Annotated in this window: 16 protein-coding genes and 2 tRNA genes; 9 read left to right on the forward strand and 9 right to left on the reverse strand. The window is 74.8% G+C overall.

Features of this window, described 5'->3' with window-relative positions; all coding sequences use genetic code 11:
• The first annotated feature begins 237 nt into the window (after nucleotides 1-237).
• Together ACPC54_RS27020 and ACPC54_RS27025 are read left to right on the forward strand one after the other, a co-directional pair.
• Nucleotides 238-1,503: a L,D-transpeptidase gene (locus ACPC54_RS27020; RefSeq protein ID WP_498968411.1), complete on the forward strand. Its 1,266-nt coding sequence runs from the start codon at nucleotides 238-240 to the stop codon at nucleotides 1,501-1,503.
• A gap of 349 nt (nucleotides 1,504-1,852) precedes the next feature.
• On the forward strand, nucleotides 1,853-2,524 hold the full coding sequence (locus ACPC54_RS27025) for a DUF4232 domain-containing protein (RefSeq protein WP_498968413.1): 672 nt from the start codon (nucleotides 1,853-1,855) through the stop codon (nucleotides 2,522-2,524).
• Nucleotides 2,525-2,593: 69 nt separating this feature from the next.
• Here the strand turns inward: ACPC54_RS27025 and ACPC54_RS27030 are convergent, their stop codons facing one another.
• Together ACPC54_RS27030 and ACPC54_RS27035 are read right to left on the reverse strand one after the other, a co-directional pair.
• Entirely contained in the window at nucleotides 2,594-3,193 is a 600-nt protein-coding gene (locus ACPC54_RS27030; protein WP_498968415.1) for a GNAT family N-acetyltransferase, read from the reverse strand.
• 167 nt (nucleotides 3,194-3,360) lie between these two features.
• Complete coding sequence (locus ACPC54_RS27035) at nucleotides 3,361-3,945, reverse strand: helix-turn-helix domain-containing protein (protein ID WP_498968416.1); 585 nt, start codon at nucleotides 3,943-3,945, stop codon at nucleotides 3,361-3,363.
• 108 nt (nucleotides 3,946-4,053) lie between these two features.
• Here ACPC54_RS27035 and ACPC54_RS27040 point away from each other — a divergent pair, with 108 nt between their 5' ends.
• Nucleotides 4,054-5,442 (forward strand): MFS transporter, encoded by a 1,389-nt coding sequence (locus ACPC54_RS27040; protein ID WP_498968418.1) that lies wholly within the window; start codon nucleotides 4,054-4,056, stop codon nucleotides 5,440-5,442.
• Nucleotides 5,443-5,470: 28 nt separating this feature from the next.
• On the opposite strand, the gene ACPC54_RS27045 is transcribed toward ACPC54_RS27040, so the two are convergent.
• Nucleotides 5,471-5,550, reverse strand: a tRNA-Tyr gene (locus ACPC54_RS27045).
• Between the two features lies 1 nt (nucleotide 5,551).
• Nucleotides 5,552-5,639 (reverse strand) — tRNA-Ser (locus ACPC54_RS27050).
• 352 nt (nucleotides 5,640-5,991) lie between these two features.
• On the opposite strand from ACPC54_RS27050, the gene ACPC54_RS27055 reads away from it, so the two are divergent.
• Complete coding sequence (locus ACPC54_RS27055; RefSeq protein WP_498968419.1) at nucleotides 5,992-7,356, forward strand: hypothetical protein; 1,365 nt, start codon at nucleotides 5,992-5,994, stop codon at nucleotides 7,354-7,356.
• 67 nt (nucleotides 7,357-7,423) lie between these two features.
• Here the strand turns inward: ACPC54_RS27055 and ACPC54_RS27060 are convergent, their stop codons facing one another.
• Nucleotides 7,424-7,966 (reverse strand): DUF2165 domain-containing protein, encoded by a 543-nt coding sequence (locus ACPC54_RS27060; RefSeq protein ID WP_498968421.1) that lies wholly within the window; start codon nucleotides 7,964-7,966, stop codon nucleotides 7,424-7,426.
• On the opposite strand from ACPC54_RS27060, the gene ACPC54_RS27065 reads away from it, so the two are divergent.
• The 4 genes from ACPC54_RS27065 to ACPC54_RS27080 all read left to right on the forward strand — a co-directional run bounded on the left by ACPC54_RS27065 (nucleotide 7,965) and on the right by ACPC54_RS27080 (nucleotide 10,488).
• Nucleotides 7,965-8,099: a hypothetical protein gene (locus ACPC54_RS27065; protein ID WP_498968422.1), complete on the forward strand. Its 135-nt coding sequence runs from the start codon at nucleotides 7,965-7,967 to the stop codon at nucleotides 8,097-8,099. The two genes, ACPC54_RS27060 and ACPC54_RS27065, sit on opposite strands and share 2 nt — an antisense overlap.
• A 234-nt stretch (nucleotides 8,100-8,333) precedes the next feature.
• Nucleotides 8,334-8,975 (forward strand): dihydrofolate reductase family protein, encoded by a 642-nt coding sequence (locus tag ACPC54_RS27070; protein ID WP_498968423.1) that lies wholly within the window; start codon nucleotides 8,334-8,336, stop codon nucleotides 8,973-8,975.
• A 5-nt stretch (nucleotides 8,976-8,980) separates the two neighbouring features.
• Nucleotides 8,981-9,823, forward strand: coding sequence for an alpha/beta fold hydrolase (locus ACPC54_RS27075; RefSeq protein ID WP_498968424.1), 843 nt, complete (start codon nucleotides 8,981-8,983; stop codon nucleotides 9,821-9,823).
• 140 nt (nucleotides 9,824-9,963) lie between these two features.
• The gene (locus tag ACPC54_RS27080; RefSeq protein WP_498968425.1) at nucleotides 9,964-10,488 is read left to right on the forward strand and encodes a hypothetical protein; all 525 of its coding nucleotides are present in this window, start codon (nucleotides 9,964-9,966) and stop codon (nucleotides 10,486-10,488) included.
• A gap of 120 nt (nucleotides 10,489-10,608) precedes the next feature.
• Here the strand turns inward: ACPC54_RS27080 and ACPC54_RS27085 are convergent, their stop codons facing one another.
• From ACPC54_RS27085 to ACPC54_RS27095, 3 genes are all read right to left on the reverse strand, one after another.
• On the reverse strand, nucleotides 10,609-11,211 hold the full coding sequence (locus ACPC54_RS27085; RefSeq protein ID WP_498968427.1) for a hypothetical protein: 603 nt from the start codon (nucleotides 11,209-11,211) through the stop codon (nucleotides 10,609-10,611).
• A gap of 360 nt (nucleotides 11,212-11,571) precedes the next feature.
• The gene (locus ACPC54_RS27090; protein WP_498968428.1) at nucleotides 11,572-11,760 is read right to left on the reverse strand and encodes an antitoxin; all 189 of its coding nucleotides are present in this window, start codon (nucleotides 11,758-11,760) and stop codon (nucleotides 11,572-11,574) included.
• Nucleotides 11,761-12,163: 403 nt separating this feature from the next.
• The gene (locus tag ACPC54_RS27095) at nucleotides 12,164-12,721 is read right to left on the reverse strand and encodes a TetR/AcrR family transcriptional regulator (protein ID WP_498968430.1); all 558 of its coding nucleotides are present in this window, start codon (nucleotides 12,719-12,721) and stop codon (nucleotides 12,164-12,166) included.
• A gap of 122 nt (nucleotides 12,722-12,843) precedes the next feature.
• Between ACPC54_RS27095 and ACPC54_RS27100 the strand changes: the two genes are divergently transcribed.
• Nucleotides 12,844-15,660, forward strand: coding sequence for a helix-turn-helix transcriptional regulator (locus ACPC54_RS27100; RefSeq protein ID WP_498968431.1), 2,817 nt, complete (start codon nucleotides 12,844-12,846; stop codon nucleotides 15,658-15,660).
• On the opposite strand, the gene ACPC54_RS27105 is transcribed toward ACPC54_RS27100, so the two are convergent.
• Complete coding sequence (locus ACPC54_RS27105) at nucleotides 15,642-16,133, reverse strand: nuclear transport factor 2 family protein (RefSeq protein WP_498968432.1); 492 nt, start codon at nucleotides 16,131-16,133, stop codon at nucleotides 15,642-15,644. The two genes, ACPC54_RS27100 and ACPC54_RS27105, sit on opposite strands and share 19 nt — an antisense overlap.
• Nucleotides 16,134-16,163: the final 30 nt, after the last annotated feature.

Consider the following 16,163-nt stretch of genomic DNA (forward strand, 5'->3'; position numbering starts at 1 on the left):
TCCACCCGTTCCCCGGCTCCGGCAGGCAAGCACGCCGCAGGCCGTCCCCCGGTTCCCCCGAGGTGGCCGACGGCATCGGCCACGCTCTCCCGGCGCCCCTCGCCGCGTCCCAGGAAGGTTACGTCTTCCCAGCTCACATGGGGCAGGGACGTCCCCGCGTCCCTGATCGCCGTCCCACCGTTGCGGCGGGGACGGACCGGCTCGCAAGCTGACGGCGAACACCGAGAGGGAGCAACTGTGAGCACTGTTCGGGCGGCCCGGGCCGCGATACGCACCAACGACCGTCTCCACCGCGGCGCGGTGGCACTGGCGATGGGCGGGGTCCTGCTGATGTCCGCGGCCTGCGGGGACGGCCAGGGCAAGAGCGCCGACACCCCCGCCTCCGACACCGCCGCGTCCGGCACCCCGTCCGGCACGCCCGGCGGGGCGGGCGCCGACGCGGCGACGCCGAGGACGTCGGCCGCGGTACTGGACGTGGAGCCCAAGGACGGGGCCCGGGCGGTCGCACCGACCGCGCTGCAGGTGACCGTCTCGCACGGCAGGCTCACCGCCGTCGACGTGACCGACAAGGACGGCAGGCCCGTCCAGGGCTCGATCACCCCGGACGGCACCGGCTGGAAGCCCGCCGCCGCGCTCGCCCCCGGCACGACGTACACGGTGAACGCCCAGGCGAAGGACGCCGACGGCCTGGTCTCCGCGGCCACCAGCGCCTTCACCACCGTCTCCCCCGGCAAGCAGGTGTCCACCAACGACAACATCGCCGACGGCCAGACCTACGGCGTGGGCATGATCGTCAAGGTGGACTTCAGCAGCAGGGTCGTCAACAAGGAGGCCGTCGCCAAGGCCATCACCTTCGAGACGAGCGACGGCACCGAGGTGAAGGGCCACTGGTTCGGCGACGACCGGATCGACTTCCGCCCGGCGCAGTACTGGAAGCCGGGTACCAGGGTCACCGTCCACTACCGGCTGAAGAACGTCGACGTCGCCCCCGGCGTCTGGGGCGACGTCGACAAGGACGAGCCGTTCGTCATCGGCCGCTCGCAGGTCTCCACCGCGGACGCCGCCACGCACCTGATGACGGTCAGGCGGGACGGAAAGGCCACCACCGTGCCCGCCACCCTCGGCGACGACAAGCACCCCTCCTGGGGCGGAACCATGGTCGTCATGTCCAAGGAGAAGGTCACCCACATGAACTCCCAGACCGTCGGCATGGGCAGTGAGTACGACATCCCCGCCGCCCCCCACGCGATGCGGCTGACGAGGAGCGGCACCTACCTCCACGGGAACTACTGGTACAAGGGCGACCCGTTCGGCAAGGCCAACACCAGTCACGGCTGCGTCTCGCTCAAGGACGTGGAGGGCGGCAGCGACTCCTCCCCCGCCGGGTCGTTCTTCAACAGTTCGCTGATCGGCGACGTCGTCACGGTCGTGAACACCAAGGAGAAGACCGTCGCCCCCGACAACGGCCTCGGCGGCTGGAACCTCCTGTGGGCCAACTGGTAGCACCGCCGGCCGGTGACCGGCTCGCGACGTACCGGCGGCCGGCGACCGGGGGTTTCCGAGGGAAGGTCAAGACCGTGCGGGTCACGGGTCTGTACCGGCGGCGGGCGGCGTCGGCGGTGCGCGGCGGCGGTGCGCGTCGGCGGTGCGGGCCGGTGTTCGGGCAGGTCGGCGGCGGGGTGCGGCACGGTGCGGCGGGCCAGGGCGGGGGTGGTTCGCGGCCGTACGTGTCACAGCACTGTCCTGGGGGCGGCCCGGGCGGAACGGTTCGTGCGGGAGGGCGGTCCCGGTCTTCGGAAACCCGCTCGCACCGAGCACCGGGCCCTGCCCGTCCCACCCGGAGGAGAACACCGTGCGCGTCCGCAAGCCCGCCTTCGCCGTCCTGGCCGTCGCCGCCGCCCTCTCGCTCACCGCCTGCCAGGACGACCAGGCGGGCAGCGCGCAGGGAGCCCCGACCGCGGCGCCGACCGCGTCCACCGGGGCCGCCCCCGGCGGCGGTCCGGCCACCGGCGGGGCGGGCAAGGGCACTCCGGCTTCGGGCGGGACGGGGAAGGGCAGCACGGCGCCCACCACCGCGCCAGCCGGCTCCGCCGGGGCCGGGAAGAGCGCCAAGTGCCGGACCGCGGACCTGACCATCACGGCCGCGGAGCGCACCGTCACCGGCGACGCCGAGAACACCGTCGTGGTCGAGCTGAAGAACCACAGCGGCAAGGACTGCGCGCTCTCCGGGTACGCGGGCGTCGACCTGAAGACCTCCGCGGGCACGGTGTCCGCGAAGCGCTCCGGCGAACCGGTCGTCGCGGGCATCGTGGCGAACGGCAAGTCGACCTACTTCGGCATCAGTTACCCGGCCAACACCTCGGGCGGCACCGGCGTGCGGATCACCGGCCTGGTGGTGACCCCGCCGGACGAGACCCAGTCGGTCACCCTGCCCTGGCCGGGCGCCGGCTCGCTGCCCGTCACGGACGGCAGCGGGGCGCCGGTGAAGATCGGCCCGATGGGGAGCGCCGGCCAGGGCCAGTGACCCGAGTTCAGGCCCAGGGATCGTCCGGAGCGCGGACCGGTGCGGCCGTCGCGGTCTGACCGGTCGGGGTCAGCCGGAGCGGGGGCCGTCCGGAACGGGCGTGGCACGCCAGGCGTCCGCGAGCACCTCCATGACCACCAGGCGCATGGTGACGTCGGCCTCCGGGAAGTACCGCTCGGTCTCGCCGATGGGCGTGAAACCGAAGCGCGTGATCGCACGGACGGCCTCGCTGTTCTCCACGGACGTCATGCTCCACACCCGGGTGAGACCGAGCCCGGCGAAGGCGAGTTCGAGCATGAGCCGGCCGATGTCGGTGGCGCACCCGGTGCCGCGCAGGTGCCGGGCCATGGTGAGGACGCCGGCGTAACCGGTGGTCGCGTCCTCGACGTCGAGGCGGATGCCCCCGACCGGCTGGTCGTCGCCCCGCAGGCAGGCGGCCAACTGGTAGTGGCGGCGCGGCACTTCAGCGGCGGTCGCGATGGCCTGGGCGAGCTTGCGCCGGATCCGGGTGTCGTCCATCACGCCGGTCGACAGGTGGCGCATCCCGTCCGCGTCGCCCCAGACCGAGCGCATGGCGGCGAGGTCGTCGGCGCGGTGGTCCCGCAGCCGTACGAGAGCGGTCTCCAGCGCCGGCAGCGCCGTGCGTGCGTGGATGGGGGTGTCATTCATGTCCGAACTCCGACGAGTTGGTGTGTGGTTGCGCGCAGCGTGCCCCGCGCGGTGCTGGTCCCAGCAGAGCAGCCGCGTGTTGACGTCCGATCAACGCCGCCCGCGGACGACCCTCGTCACGGACACCCTCGCGCACGCCGGCGAGTGACCGGGCCGGGTGCTGCGGGTCAGGGCGAGGCCGGGCGCCCGGGGTGGGTGCGGACGGCGGGCTGGTCGCCGTGGGGCGCGAAGAGGTGGAGGATCTCGACGGCGGTGCTGCCTGCCGGGCCGAACCAGTGCGGCTCGCCGGTGTCGAACTCGGCCGCTTCGCCGGGGTGGAGCGTGTGTTCGTGGTCGCCGAGGATCAGGCGCAGCTCGCCGGCGAGGACGTAGAGCCACTCGTAGCCCTGGTGGGTGACGGGTTTCGGTTCGCGGGGCGCCAGGATCTGTTTGAACACCTGGACCCGGCCCGGGTATGGGGTCAGGGGGACGAGGATGCTGCCGTGGTCCTTGCGCAGGGGTGTGAGGTGGACGCGGGGGTCGCCGGTGGCCGGGGCGGCCACGAGTTGGTCGAGGGGGACGCGGTGTGCGCGGGCGAGGGGGATGAGCAGGTCCAGGGTCGGGCGGCGGTGGCCTGATTCGAGGCGGGAGAGCGTGCTGATCGAGATTCCGGTCGTGGTGGCCAGCGCTTCCAGGGTGAGTGCTCGGTCGCGGCGCAGGGCGCGCAGCCGGGGGCCGATGCCGTCGAGGATCTGTTCCAGTTCTGCGTCCACGTCGTTCAGTCTGGACTCGTTTGCGGTCTTCGCAAAAATGCTGGTCGGTGGTGGTCGGTCTGCCGGAGCCTGGCCGGGTTGGTGCTCCCGGAGGCGAGAGGCGGACCCTTGACCGCGACGATGACCCACCCCGTTCGGCCTGTTCTGAGTGCGCGAAGGCGGTGGACGGTGCTGGCGGTGTGCTGCCTGAGCATGTTCCTGGTGGGTCTGGACACCACCGTCGTGAATGTGGGCCTGCCCGCGATCGGGCGCAGCCTGGGCGTGGGGGTGCGCGGTCTGGAGTGGACGGTGGATGCGTACACCGTCGTGCTGGCCGGGCTGTTGATCTCCTCGGGTGCGGTGGCGGACCGGTTCGGGCGGCGGCGGGTGTTCCGGTGCGGGCTGGCGGTGTTCGGTGCGGCGTCGGTGGTGTGTGCGGTGGCGCCTTCGGTGGGCTGGCTGGTGGCGGCCCGGGCCGTTCAGGGTGTGGGTGCGTCGATGCTCGGTCCGGTGGCGCTGGCGATCGTGGTGAACGTGATGCCGGATCCGCGGGAGCGGGCGCGGGCGATCGGTGTGTGGGCGTCGGTCTTCGGGCTGAGCATGGCGGTGGGCCCGGTCACCGGTGGCGCGCTGCTGGCGGGGCTGGGCTGGCGGTCGTTGTTCTGGGTGAACGTTCCGGTGATCGTGGTCGCGCTGGTGCTCAGTGCGGTGCTGGTGCCGGAGTCGCGGGGGGTGCGGGCGCGGCGGCTCGACGTGCCGGGGCAGGTGTTGCTGACGGTGGCGATCGCGGTCGGTGTGGGTGCGCTGATCGAGGGTCCGCGGATCGGCTGGGGGTCGCCGCTCGCTCTGGCCGCGTACGCGCTCGTGTGCGTGGCGGTGGTCGCGTTCGTGCGGGTGGAGTCGCGTCGGTCCGATCCGCTGATGGATCTGCGGCTGTTTCGCGGTCCGTTGTTCGGCGGTGCGGTGCTGGGGGCGGTGGCGGTCTTCGTCGCCCTGAACGTGACGTTGCTGCTGAATACGCTGTATTTGCAGCACGCTCGGGGGTTCACGCCGTTGGCCGCCGGGGCGGCGACGCTGCCGATGGCGGTCGGTGCGACGGTGTGCGCTCCGTGGTCGGGCCGTCTGGTCGGTCGTCTCGGGCCGCGGCTGCCGCTGGCCCTGGCCGGTGGTTTCCTCCTGGCCGGCGGGCTGTGCCTGGTCGGGCTGGACCGGGACACGAGTGTGGTTCTGCTGCTGGGTGCCTATCTGCTCATCGGTGTCGGTTTCGGCTTCGCCAACGCGCCGATCACCGACACCGCGGTCGGCGGGCTGCCGCCGGCCCGGGCGGGGGTGGCGGGCGCGATCACGTCCACCGCGCGGCAGGTCGGCTCCGCGCTCGGTATCGCCCTGGCCGGCGCGCTGGTCGCGCATGCCGGGCCGGCGCAGTTGGCGTCGGCCTCGCGTCCGGGGTGGGTCCTGGTGGCCGGGTGCGGGCTGTTCCTGCTCCTCGTGGCGCGGGTGGCGCGCGCCAAGGGGTGAGGGGGCGCGGGGGTTGGTGGGCGGTCGGTGGGCGAGGGCGGATTCGAACCGCCACAGCCGAAGCGGGGGTGTTACAGACCCTTGGGCTCTCCAGTGCCCAGCTCGCCCTTGGCGGAGAGTGCGCGGATCGAACGCGCGCGGGTGTGACCCCGACGACGGCTTAGCAAGCCGCTGCCTTACCACTCGGCCAACTCTCCTGGTGCTGTGGTTCGGGGCGGCACGCGCGCAGACGGGCCGCCCGGGCGGGACGTGGTCCCCGGGGCGGCCGGCGGAACGCCGGTCAGCGCGTTACGAGGACGTCCCGGTGGGCCGGGGACTGGAGGAGCGCCGATACGACGGGACACGGGTGGTGGTGTGCACGGTCTCGCTCCTTCCTGGGGGTCTGTGGTGCGTTGGGCCCACTGTGCCGGGCGATCGGCGGTGCGGGCAACTGGTTTTCGCGGCCCGTCCCGGGGCGGTGGGGCCGCCGAGGGGGAAACGCGGTTGCCCGGGCGGCGGTCGGTCGACGATCATCCTGAGGTCCTGACACCCCCGAACCCCCGGAGACACATGGCCACCGAACTGTCCGAAGCCCGGGAGCTCCTCGAGTCCGGCGACCCGCAGGCAGCGATGCGGCTGCTGCGCTCCGCCGCCGACCGGCTCCCGCCCGCCGATGTCGCGCCGCTGGTGGCCGCGTTGGCCAGGGGCGCCGGTTTCGAGGACCTGGCGCAGGCTTCGACAGCGCTGGCGGCCGGGCCCGCGGACGCCGGCCGGCTCTACACGTACGGCTACGCCTGCGTCGAGCGCGGCATCGACGCGGTGGCCGTCCCGGCGCTGCGGGAGGCGCTGCGGCTGGTCCAGGCGCCGCCCGCCGCCGCGGCGCGCACCGGTCTGTTCCGCCGCAAGCCCAAGGCGCAGGCCGCCGAGCAGCCGGGCCTGCGCAAGGTACTGCTGGAGCTGGTCTCCGCCCTGGAGGGCTGCGAGCGGCACGCCGAGGCCCTGGCCGTGCTGCGCGAGCACGACGCGCTGCTCGGCGACTGGCCGGAGCGGTACCTGACGGTCTACAACGCCCTGATGAGCGGCCGGCTGTCCCTGGCCCGGGAGGTGTACGGGGCGATGTCGGCCCCCGAGGGGATCTGGGTGGGCCCGGGGCAGCGGATCGGGCGGATGCTGGAGCGGGCCGCGGCCCTGCCGCCGGCGGACGAGCGGGACCTGCGCGGCTGGCACTACGTGCTCACCGGCGGCCTGCTCACCACCTTGTCGCCGCACGGGTTCGACCAGGGCATGACCGGCCGCTGGGCCTACCTGCAGGACGACTTCGAGCACTGCCGCCACGGTCTGGAGCGGCTGCTCGCCGTGCTGGCCGCCACCGGCCGCAAGCCCGCCTCGGTCGCCCTGCTGGCCGACCGCGGCAGCCGGGCGCTCGGGCTGGCGGCGGCGCGGCTGCTCGGCGTACCGGCGGCGCCGTTCCGGCCGGGCGCGCCGGACGGGCCGGGTGCGGCGGACGTGCTGGTGGTCGCGTACGACCTGACCGAGTGCGATCCCGGCGAGGTGGCGCAGCTGCACGAGCGGGCGCCGGGCCAGTTGCTCTTCGAGCACGCCACATGCTGGACCGACCCGCCGGCCGTGACGGCCGACGTCTGCACCCTGCTGGGGCAGATCGTGAACGCCCCGTGGGAGTCCGGGCTGCAGTTCGGCGAGGACGGCGAAGCGGTGGAGGCCGAGCCGGACCGGCGTTCGGCCGAGGAGCTCGCCGAGGCGATCCTGGCCGCCGCGCCGAGGGCCCCGGAGGGCGACGGCCAGGCCCCGCCCGATGCGGACGGCGTCCTGACGGCGTTCGCCGCCCGCGCGGCCGGCGCGGTCGGCTGGCCGGCCGCGGGCCCGCGCGACCGGGTCAACTCCTCGGGGCCGGTGCGCAGTTCGCGCTTCGCGTGACGGTTCGCCCCGCGCCGTTCGGGCGCCGGCTTGCGAGAAGTCGGCGCCGGGGCCGGTGCGGGGCGTCTCACTGCGGCGGGGCGGGGGCGCGGGGCGGCAGGTTCACCACCACCAGGGCCAGTCCCGCCAGGGTGACGTTGCGGATCGCCGCGTCCAGGCCGTTCCACGTCTTCGACTGCCACATGGCGAACCACTCGCCGCCGATCCCGATGAATCCGGCGCCGAAGAGCAGCAGCATCAGCAGCAGTCCGAGGCTGCTGAGCCGGCGCGCCAGCTGCGGCCGCAGCCACCAGGCGAGCGTGCCCGCCGTCAGCACCAGGGCGCTGAGCGCCTCCCAGGCGATGATCGCGACGTAGGCCGTGTTCTGCAGGCCGGGTGAGGTGATGGCGCGCCACATCAGGTGCTTGTCGTGGAAGGTGGTGTCCATGGCCAGGACGTGCTGGACGAAGTGCTGGTTGGTGGCGAAGTCGGTGACGTTCCCGAGGACGACGAGCAGCAGGTAGAGCGCGTTCGTCCCGGTGAGGACGGCCGCCGCGGCGGGCAGTGAGCCGAGCGCGAGCAGGCGGTCGAGGGTGGTGCGGGCCGGGCTTGCGGGGTGGGTGGGCGGCATGCGCAGCAGGCTAGCCGTTGCGGGGAGTTGGCGGCGCCAACGCTCCGCCCGGCCGGACGGGCGCCCCGGGGTGCCCGCGCTGACCCTGGTCCTGCTGCTCGCGGCCGTCCTGCTCGTCGTCGCCGTCGTCTGAGCGCGGGCGCACGGCGGCGCGGTGGGTCAGAGGCCGAAGAGCAGGGTCGGGGGCTGTGCTGTCGGACATCCGCGCAGGACAGGAGAACCGGACGATCTTCGTCGATTCGGTGGGGTGCGCCCGCGAGCCCTGCGCGAAGGTGCGGGGAACCGGGTGCCGGCGCGGCGATGAGTTTTCCGGTCCCGCAGGGTCTACCTCTCGACGGGGGACGGATCCATTCATCGGGAGCACGGCATGGGCCTCATTCGGATCGAGCTGTTCACGACCCTCGACCTCGTCGGGCAGGCACCCGGCGGGCCGGACGAGGACCCGGAAGGGTTCCCGTTCGGGGGCTGGCAGGTGCCCCTGCTGAACGAGGTCACCGGGGCGCAGATCCAGGCCGCGTACGAGGGCACGGACGCGCTGCTGCTGGGGCGGCGCACCTACGACATCTTCGCCGCGTACTGGCCGCAGCAGAAGGACGGGGAGATCGCCGAGCTGTTCAACCGCGTCCCCAAGTACGTGGCCTCGCGCGGCACGCCCGACCTGCCGTGGGCCGGGTCGGTGCGGCTGGGCCCGGACCTGGCCGGCGCCGTGCGCGAGATCCGGGAGCGGCACGGGCAGGTGCGGGTCGTCGGCAGCCTGGACCTGGTGCAGACCCTGCTGCGGGAGCGGTTGTTCGACCGCCTCGACCTGTGGGTGCACCCGATCGTGCTCGGCGTCGGCAAGAAGGTGCTCGACGCCGGCGCGGTGCCCACCAGCCTGACGCTGCTGGAGCCGCCGGCGGGCGGTCCGCAGGGCACCGTGTACCTGCGCTACGGGCGCGTCGAGGGCGTGCCCGGGACCGGGGACATGGGCGCGCCGGACCGCGGTCTCGGGCGCGAGGGCGGGCGGTGATCCCGGTGACCACGATCGATGTCGACGGGCTCGCCCTGGGCGTCGAGTCGTTCGGCGACGCCGGCGCGCCGCTGGTCCTGCTCGCGGGCGGGCCGACGATGCTCTCCTGGCCGGACGCGCTCTGCGCGCGCCTGGCCGCCGGCGGGCGCCGGGTGGTGCGCTACGACCTGCGCGACAGCGGGGAGTCGACGACGGCGGATCCGCAGGCCCCCGCCTACACCCTGCGCGACCTGGCCGCCGACGCCGCGGCGCTGGCCGGCGTACTCGGCGGGGCGCCCGCGCACCTCGCGGGGATCGGCATCGGCGGGATGGTCGCCCAGGTGGCCGCGCTCGACCGTCCGGGCGCCTTCTCGGCGCTCACCCTGGTCAACACCCGCCCGGTCGCCCCCGGCCCGAGCGACGACGACCTGCCCGGGCACGACGAGGCGGTGATGGGCGCGCTGTTCGCGCGGGCGGCGCCCGACTGGGCCGACCGCGAGGCGGTCGCGGACTTCGCCGCCGAAGGCGCGCGGATCCTCGGCGACGACCCCGCCGCCGCGCACGCCCGCGCCGCCCGCGTCTGGGACCGCGCCCCCGGCACCACGGCCCCGGTCCAGACGGCCAACCACCTGGGCCTGGTGTTCACCCGGCTCGACTGCACGCCCCGCTGGCGCGAACGCCTGCCCGAGGTCGCGGTCCCCGCGCTCGTCGTCCACGGCCGTCGCAACCGGTTCTTCCCGCTCGGCGACGGCGAGGCCATCGCGCACGGGATCGCCGGGGCGCGGCTGCTCGTCCTCGACGAGGCCGCCACCGCGCTCCCGGACGCGGCGGCGGGCGAGGTCGCCGCCGCGATGCTCGCGCTCGGGTAGGAGGGCGGGCAGGGCCGGGCCACCGTGCTTCGGGCCCGCCCGCCCCGGCCGCCCTGCTGATCATATGATCAGTCAGTTCCCTGTGCTGCCCTACGTGTTCTTCCGTGCACACCGTGCACCGCTTCCGGAGGCATCCCGCGATGAGCGCCACCTGCCCGACGTGCGCCGCGGCCGACGACACCGTCGCCGTACCCAAAGCCCTGCTGGACACCGACCGCCCCCTCGACCCACCGACGCGGGAGCTGCTGGAGATGCCGCCCGAGCCCAAGGGCACGAGCGGGGCCGCGACCGCCCTGTTCGCGCTGGCCGGCACCTGTGGCCTCCTGGGACTGGGCAAACTGCTCACCGGCGGCAGCGACGGCGCCAGCCCGGACCCCGCGTACCAGTTCGGCTACCGCTACGGCGCGTTGATCATCGCCGCGATCCTGCTGAGCATCGGACTCGTCGTCCGTTCCGAGCACCGGGACAGTCGCGGTGACACGGCGGACCGGTGGCCGCAGACCTACGAGCAGTGGCGGCAGCTGCGGGAGGTGTGGCGGACGACCTGGCTGTGCCGGCGCTGCCGCGTCGCGTTCCTGCCCGCCGCATCGCCCGGGATACCCCTGACGCAGTTCTGGCAGTGGACGGCGGCCATCGCGCGCCGGGACGAGCACCCGGGCCACTGACCGACCGAGGTGATGCCGGTCCTCGGTGATGCCGGTGGACGCTTGCCCCCGCGCTCCGGTGGCCCCGGGCGGGCCGTCCTTGAGCACCGGTGCCCAGGGACGGCCCGCCGGGTGTCGGGGTCAGGCGCGGGAGAGCCAGTAGCCGCCGTGGCCGCTGCAGCCGGCCGCCCAGTAGGCGCCCGCGCTGAAGCCCGCCGGGATCGGCGAGTTGGGACAGACGGTCAGGCCGGGCTTGGCGATCTGGTGGAACCAGGCGCCGACGTCGTGGCAGCCGGCGACCACGTAGCCGGTCACGACGTAGCCCGGGACGATCGGGGAGCCGCCGCAGGTCCAGATCCCGTCCTTGACGAGGCTGTGCCGCCAGGAGCCCATCCCGTTGCAGCCGAAGCTCACGTAGTCGGTGAGGACGTACCCCTGGATGATCGGGGAGCCGCCGCAGCTGTAGAGCCCGTCCGCCTCCGGCTGCTGGAACCACGAGCCCCAGCCGCTGCAGCCGTCCTTGTTGAAGGCGGTGAGGACATAGCCGTTCGGGATGGCGGCGCCGGAGCAGGCCCACTGGCCGACGCTCGTGGCGCCGGCCGGCGCGGCGGCCGCGCTCGACGTGCCGGCGGCGGTGCCCGCGAGGACGAACGAGGCGATGAGCGCGAGCGCGCCGATGGTGGCGCCTGTGCCGCGGCGGACGACCGCGCCGGTAAAGCGCTTCCACAGGTGACGAGGATGCATGATCGGTTCACTCCAGTCCTGGCGGCGGGCATGCTTGATGCCCCCCGGGTCGGGGGAAAGGGCCGAGCGGTGGATCGGGCCTCACCCTAGTGCGAAGATCATGCGACCAACCGATGTTTGGCTTGTGAAGGCCCCGACTTGGCCGGAACACGAGGCTCCGCGCGACCCGACCGCGACGCCCGCGCCTCGCCGGCGGCCGGGTGACACAACGGTCGGATCCCCCAGGGGGGCACGCGTGCGTTCACATTCCGAACACACCGCCCCGGCGACGGCACGCCCCTGCCCCTGCCCCCGGCCTCGGGTGAGGCCGGGGGCAGGGGCAGAGGCAGGAGTGCGGTGCGCGGGAGCCGGTCGGGCCGGCTACGGCTGGTCGGTCGGGGGCTGCTGCGTGCCGAGCCGTTCGTCGATCTTCTGCTTCGCCGTGTCGACCTGGCTCTCGTACGTGCTGCCGGTCCGCTCGTTGAAGGCGTCGCCCGCCTTGTCGACGCCCCGCGTGGCCTGGTCCTCGTGGCCGTGCAGGAGACTCTTGAGCTTGTCGAGCATGGACATGGCCGTCCTCCTTCGGAGTGCCTGGCAGTTCCAGGATCGCCGGACGGATCACACCGCGCATCCCCGGCACGACCCGATTTCTGACGTGCACATGACCACCTGCCGGAGGCCGCCAGTCCGACGGGCGACGACCGGAAGCCCTTCCGCCGGGGGCGACTGGCGACGAAGCCGGTGATCGCCGCCGGGGAAACCGACCGGACGGCAAGCCTGACGAAGCGTCAACCACGGTACGTCCGAGCCGATTCGACCCGCCGCTGCCACCAGTGGCGACGGCCCCTCGGCGCCGACCCGCCGCCCTTCGCCCCACCCGCACGTCCCGGCCTCCCCGGGCCGGCTGTTCCCGCAGGACAGCCGTCGCCGGAGACGAGTCGGGGCCGCCGCCGTGTCCGGGTGCGGGCGGCGGTCACTCCACCAGGGCGGCGGCGATGCGGCGGACGGTGTCACGGCGCCGGGCGCGGTCGGCGAGGCCGACGACGGCCAGCACCTCGGGGTTGGCCGCGGCCCACAGCATCGCGACGTGGACGAGCAGGGCGAACAGGACCTCGGGCTCGAACCGGGTCGAGACCAGGCCCCGGGCCTGCGCCCCGGCGACGGCGGCGCTGCGGCCGCGCACCTCGGCGACGCCGAGCTCGTTGAGCGCGCCGTCGCGCTCCAGCCGCTGCCAGGTGACGAGCCGGGGGGCGTCCGGGTGCTCGGCGTAGAAGTCGCTCAGGCCCGCCGCGAACTCGGGCAGGTCGTGCGGGTCGAGCGGCACGCCCGTGACGATCTGCTCGACCAGCTCGTTCCAGACCGCGTCGAACAGCCCGGCCTTGCTCCCGAAGTAGTGGTAGATCTGCGCCTTGTTGCTGCGCGCGGCGAGGGCGATGCGGTCGACACGGGCGCCGCCCAGCCCGTGGGCGGCGAACTCGGCCCGGCCGGCCGTGATGAGTCTGCGTCTGGTGGCCTCGGCGTCGCGCTCCATGCACCGCTCCTAACTAACCGGTTACTTGACAGGTTGACCTCGACACAATCTAATCGACTCACCATCAAGTTGAACGTTGAACACCGATGGGTGAGCCTCGGGGCAAGGGGAGGGAACCGGGCTTGGAACCGGGCATGGTGACGGTCGGCCGGGACGGCGAGCGGGCGCGGCTGTCCGCGTTCGTACGGGCCCCCGCCGGACAGGCCCTGCTGCTGCGCGGGGAGGCGGGCGTCGGCAAGAGCACCCTGCTCGACCTCGCGGCGCACCTCGCGGCCGGGGACGGCCACCTGGTCGTGCGCGCGAGCGGCGTCGAGGCGGAGAGCGACCTGCCCTACGCGGGGCTGCACCAGCTGCTCCACCAGCTGCTCCCGGACGGCGGGCGGCCCGACCGGGGCCAGCCCGACCGGGGGCGGCCGAGCGCCGCTCACCGCGCGGTGTTCGAGGCCGCGTTCGGCCGCGCGGACGGCCCGGCGCCGTCCGTGATGGCGCTCGGCATCGCCGTGCTCGACCTGCTGTCCGCGGCGGCCACGCGGCGGCCCCTGCTGGTCGTCCTCGACGACGGCCAGTGGCTGGACGGCGCCAGTGCCGAGGTCTGCGGGTTCGTCGGCCGCCGGCTGGCCGGCAGCCCCGGCGTCAAGCTCCTGCTGGCCGTGCGCAGCGACATCTCCTCGCGGTTCGACGCGGCGGCGCTGCCCGAGGTGGCGGTCGGCGCGCTCGCGGACGCGGACGCCACACTCCTGCTGGACCGTCACCATCCGGGCCTGGACGGGCAGTTGCGAGCGCTCGTGCTGGACACCGCCCGCGGCAACCCGCTGGCCCTGCTGGAGCTGCCCGCCCACCTCGCCGCCCGCCTCGGCGAGCGGGCGCCGCAGGACCTGCCCGGACCGGACACCGTGCCGCTGCCCCGGCGGATCCAGGAGATCTACGCGGGGCGCCTGGCCCGCCTCGACCCCGCCGTGCGGGCGCAGCTGCTCGGGGCCGCGCTCGACGGTGCGGCGGCCCGGCCGGGCGAGGGGCCGGCCGGGGCCGCGCGGTACCGGATGCGCGGGGTGGACGAGGCGCTGGCCTGCGGTCTGCTGGTCGTCGAGCCGGCCACCGGTGACCTGGTGTTCCGGCATCCGCTGGCGCGTTCCAGTGTCGTCCAGCTGGCCACGCCCGATCAGCGCCGGGCGGCGCACCGGGTGCTGGCGCACGTCCACCGGGAGGATCCGCAGCGGCGGGCGGCCCATCTGGCGGCGGCCACCGTGGATCCGGACGAGGAGGTGGCCGCGGCGCTGGAGGCCGCGGCCCGGTCGGCGACGCGGCGCGGCGCGGCGCGCACGGCCGTGGTCTGGCTGACCCGGGCCGCCGAGTTGAGCGAGGACCGGGCCCAGCGGTCGAGGCGGCTGGGGGACGCGGCGTTCGTGGCCGGGCAGACGGACCGGCTCGGGCAGGCCCGCAGCCTCGCGCTGGCGGCCACCGGGCCCGGTGGGGACGACGGCCCCGCCGCGGTCCTGGCCGGGGCGTACCTGGCGCTGTACCGCGACGGTGACGTGCGGGGTGCGCACCGGTGGGTCGTGGCGGCGCTGGAGCGGTGGTGCGGCCCGGCCGGCGGCGCTCCGGGCAAGGGTGGCGGGGGCGGGGAGGTGCTCGACCGGCTGGTGAGCCTGCTGCTCGCCGTCAGCCAGTACGCCGCCAGCCCCGCACTGTGGCGGCGCACGCACGAGGTCCTCGCCTGCCTCGGCGCGCTGGCGACCGAGCGGGCCCGGATGTACGCCGACACCTGGAGCGACGTGGTGCGGCACGGCGCCGGCTGGTCGGGGCGGGTGGAGCGGGCCGCGGCGGACCTGGCGGAGCAGGACCCGTGGGACGTCACGCGCCTGGCCGTGTCGGCCTACCACCTGGACGTCCTGGGCCCGCTGCGTCCGCACCTGGAGCGGGTCGTGGACCGGGAGTTGGACACCGGCGCCACGTCCAGCGGCATCGTCATGCTGCACCTGATCACGCTCGACCAGACGGCGCTGGGCCAGTGGGACGCCGCGGAGCGCACCGGGCGCCGTGCCCTCGCGCTGGCGGCCGCGGCGGGCAACCAGCTGTTCGCGCACCAGAGCCGGGCCTACCTGGCCCAGCTGGCGGCCGTGCGCGGCCGGGCCGAGGAGGCGCGTGAGCTGCGGGCCGCGGTCGAGGCGTGGGCGCGGCCGCGCGGTGTCGGGTTCCTGACCGAGCTCGCGGACGCCTGCGGTGCGAGCGCCGCCCTGGGCGCCGGCGACTACGAGGGCGCGTTCCGGCACGCCGCCGGCATCACCGCGCCGGGGGTGCTGCGGCCCTACGCCCACCAGGCGTCGCGCACGCTGTTGGACCTGGTCGAGGCGGCCATGCACACCGGGCGCGCCGAGCAGGCCCGGGCCCACGCGCTCGCCGCCCGCGACGCCGGCCTGGCCGACCTGTCGCCGCGGCTGGCCGTGGTCACCTACGGGGCGCTGGCGATCACGGCCGAGGACGGGCGGGAGGCCGCGGACATGTTCGCCCGTGCCCGGTCCCATCCGGCGGCCGAACGGTTCCCGTTCGAGCTGGCCCGGATCGCCCTGGCGCACGGGATCCGGGTGCGCCGCACGCACGGCGCGGCGGCGGCCCGGGGGTTCCTCGCCCCGGCGGCCGAGGCGCTGGAGCGGCTCGGCGCCACCGCGTGGGCGGTGCGGGCCCGGGCCGAGCTGCGGGCCGCCGGGGTCGCGCCCCGGGCTCCGGTGGGTGCCGCGGTGGCGCTGACGTGGCAGGAGCGGCGGGTCGCCGAGCTGGCCGCCGGCGGTCTGACGAACAAGGAGATCGGCGAGCGGATCCGGCTGTCCCCCCGGACGGTGGGCGCCCATCTCTACCGTGTCTTCCCGAAGTTGGGCGTCACCACCCGGGCGGCCCTGCGCGACGCGCTGACCAGGCTGGACCGTCAGCCCGCCGCGCCCTGACCCGGGTGCGGCCCGCCTTGGCGCAGGTGGCGGCCGACGTCGCCGAGCAGGGTGATGCGCACCCGGCGCCGGGTGAAGTGCCATCGGCCGTCCCGGCGTTCGAAGCCGTCACGGTAGCGGCCGGCGGCGATGGTCTGCAGGGGGAAGCCGGGCAGGGCCTGCAGGACGGTGACGTAGGAGCGTGCGGTCGCCGTGCCCGCGCGTTCGTCGACCTCGACGGCGAGGTTGGTGGTGACGTGGTGGGTGCCCGGGGTGCCGTCCGCGTGGACGATCACGGTGTCGCGGAACATCCGCTCGATCGCCTCGCTCCCGTGCACGGTCCCGGCGCCGCCGGTGAAGTCGGCGTCGGCGAGCAAGGCGCCCAGGCCCGCGAAGTCGCCGTCGTCGACGAGTTCGGCGTAGCGGGCGATCAGGTTCTCGACGGCGCGGTGGCTCGCCGTCTCGTCGGTGGCCGGGCGGGCGGTTGCTGGCATGGGTCTCCCCCGAGGTGGGGCGGGTGGTGG

Origin of the sequence: Kitasatospora sp. NPDC094028 (assembly GCF_049543595.1) — a bacterium.
Lineage (GTDB): Bacteria > Actinomycetota > Actinomycetes > Streptomycetales > Streptomycetaceae > Kitasatospora.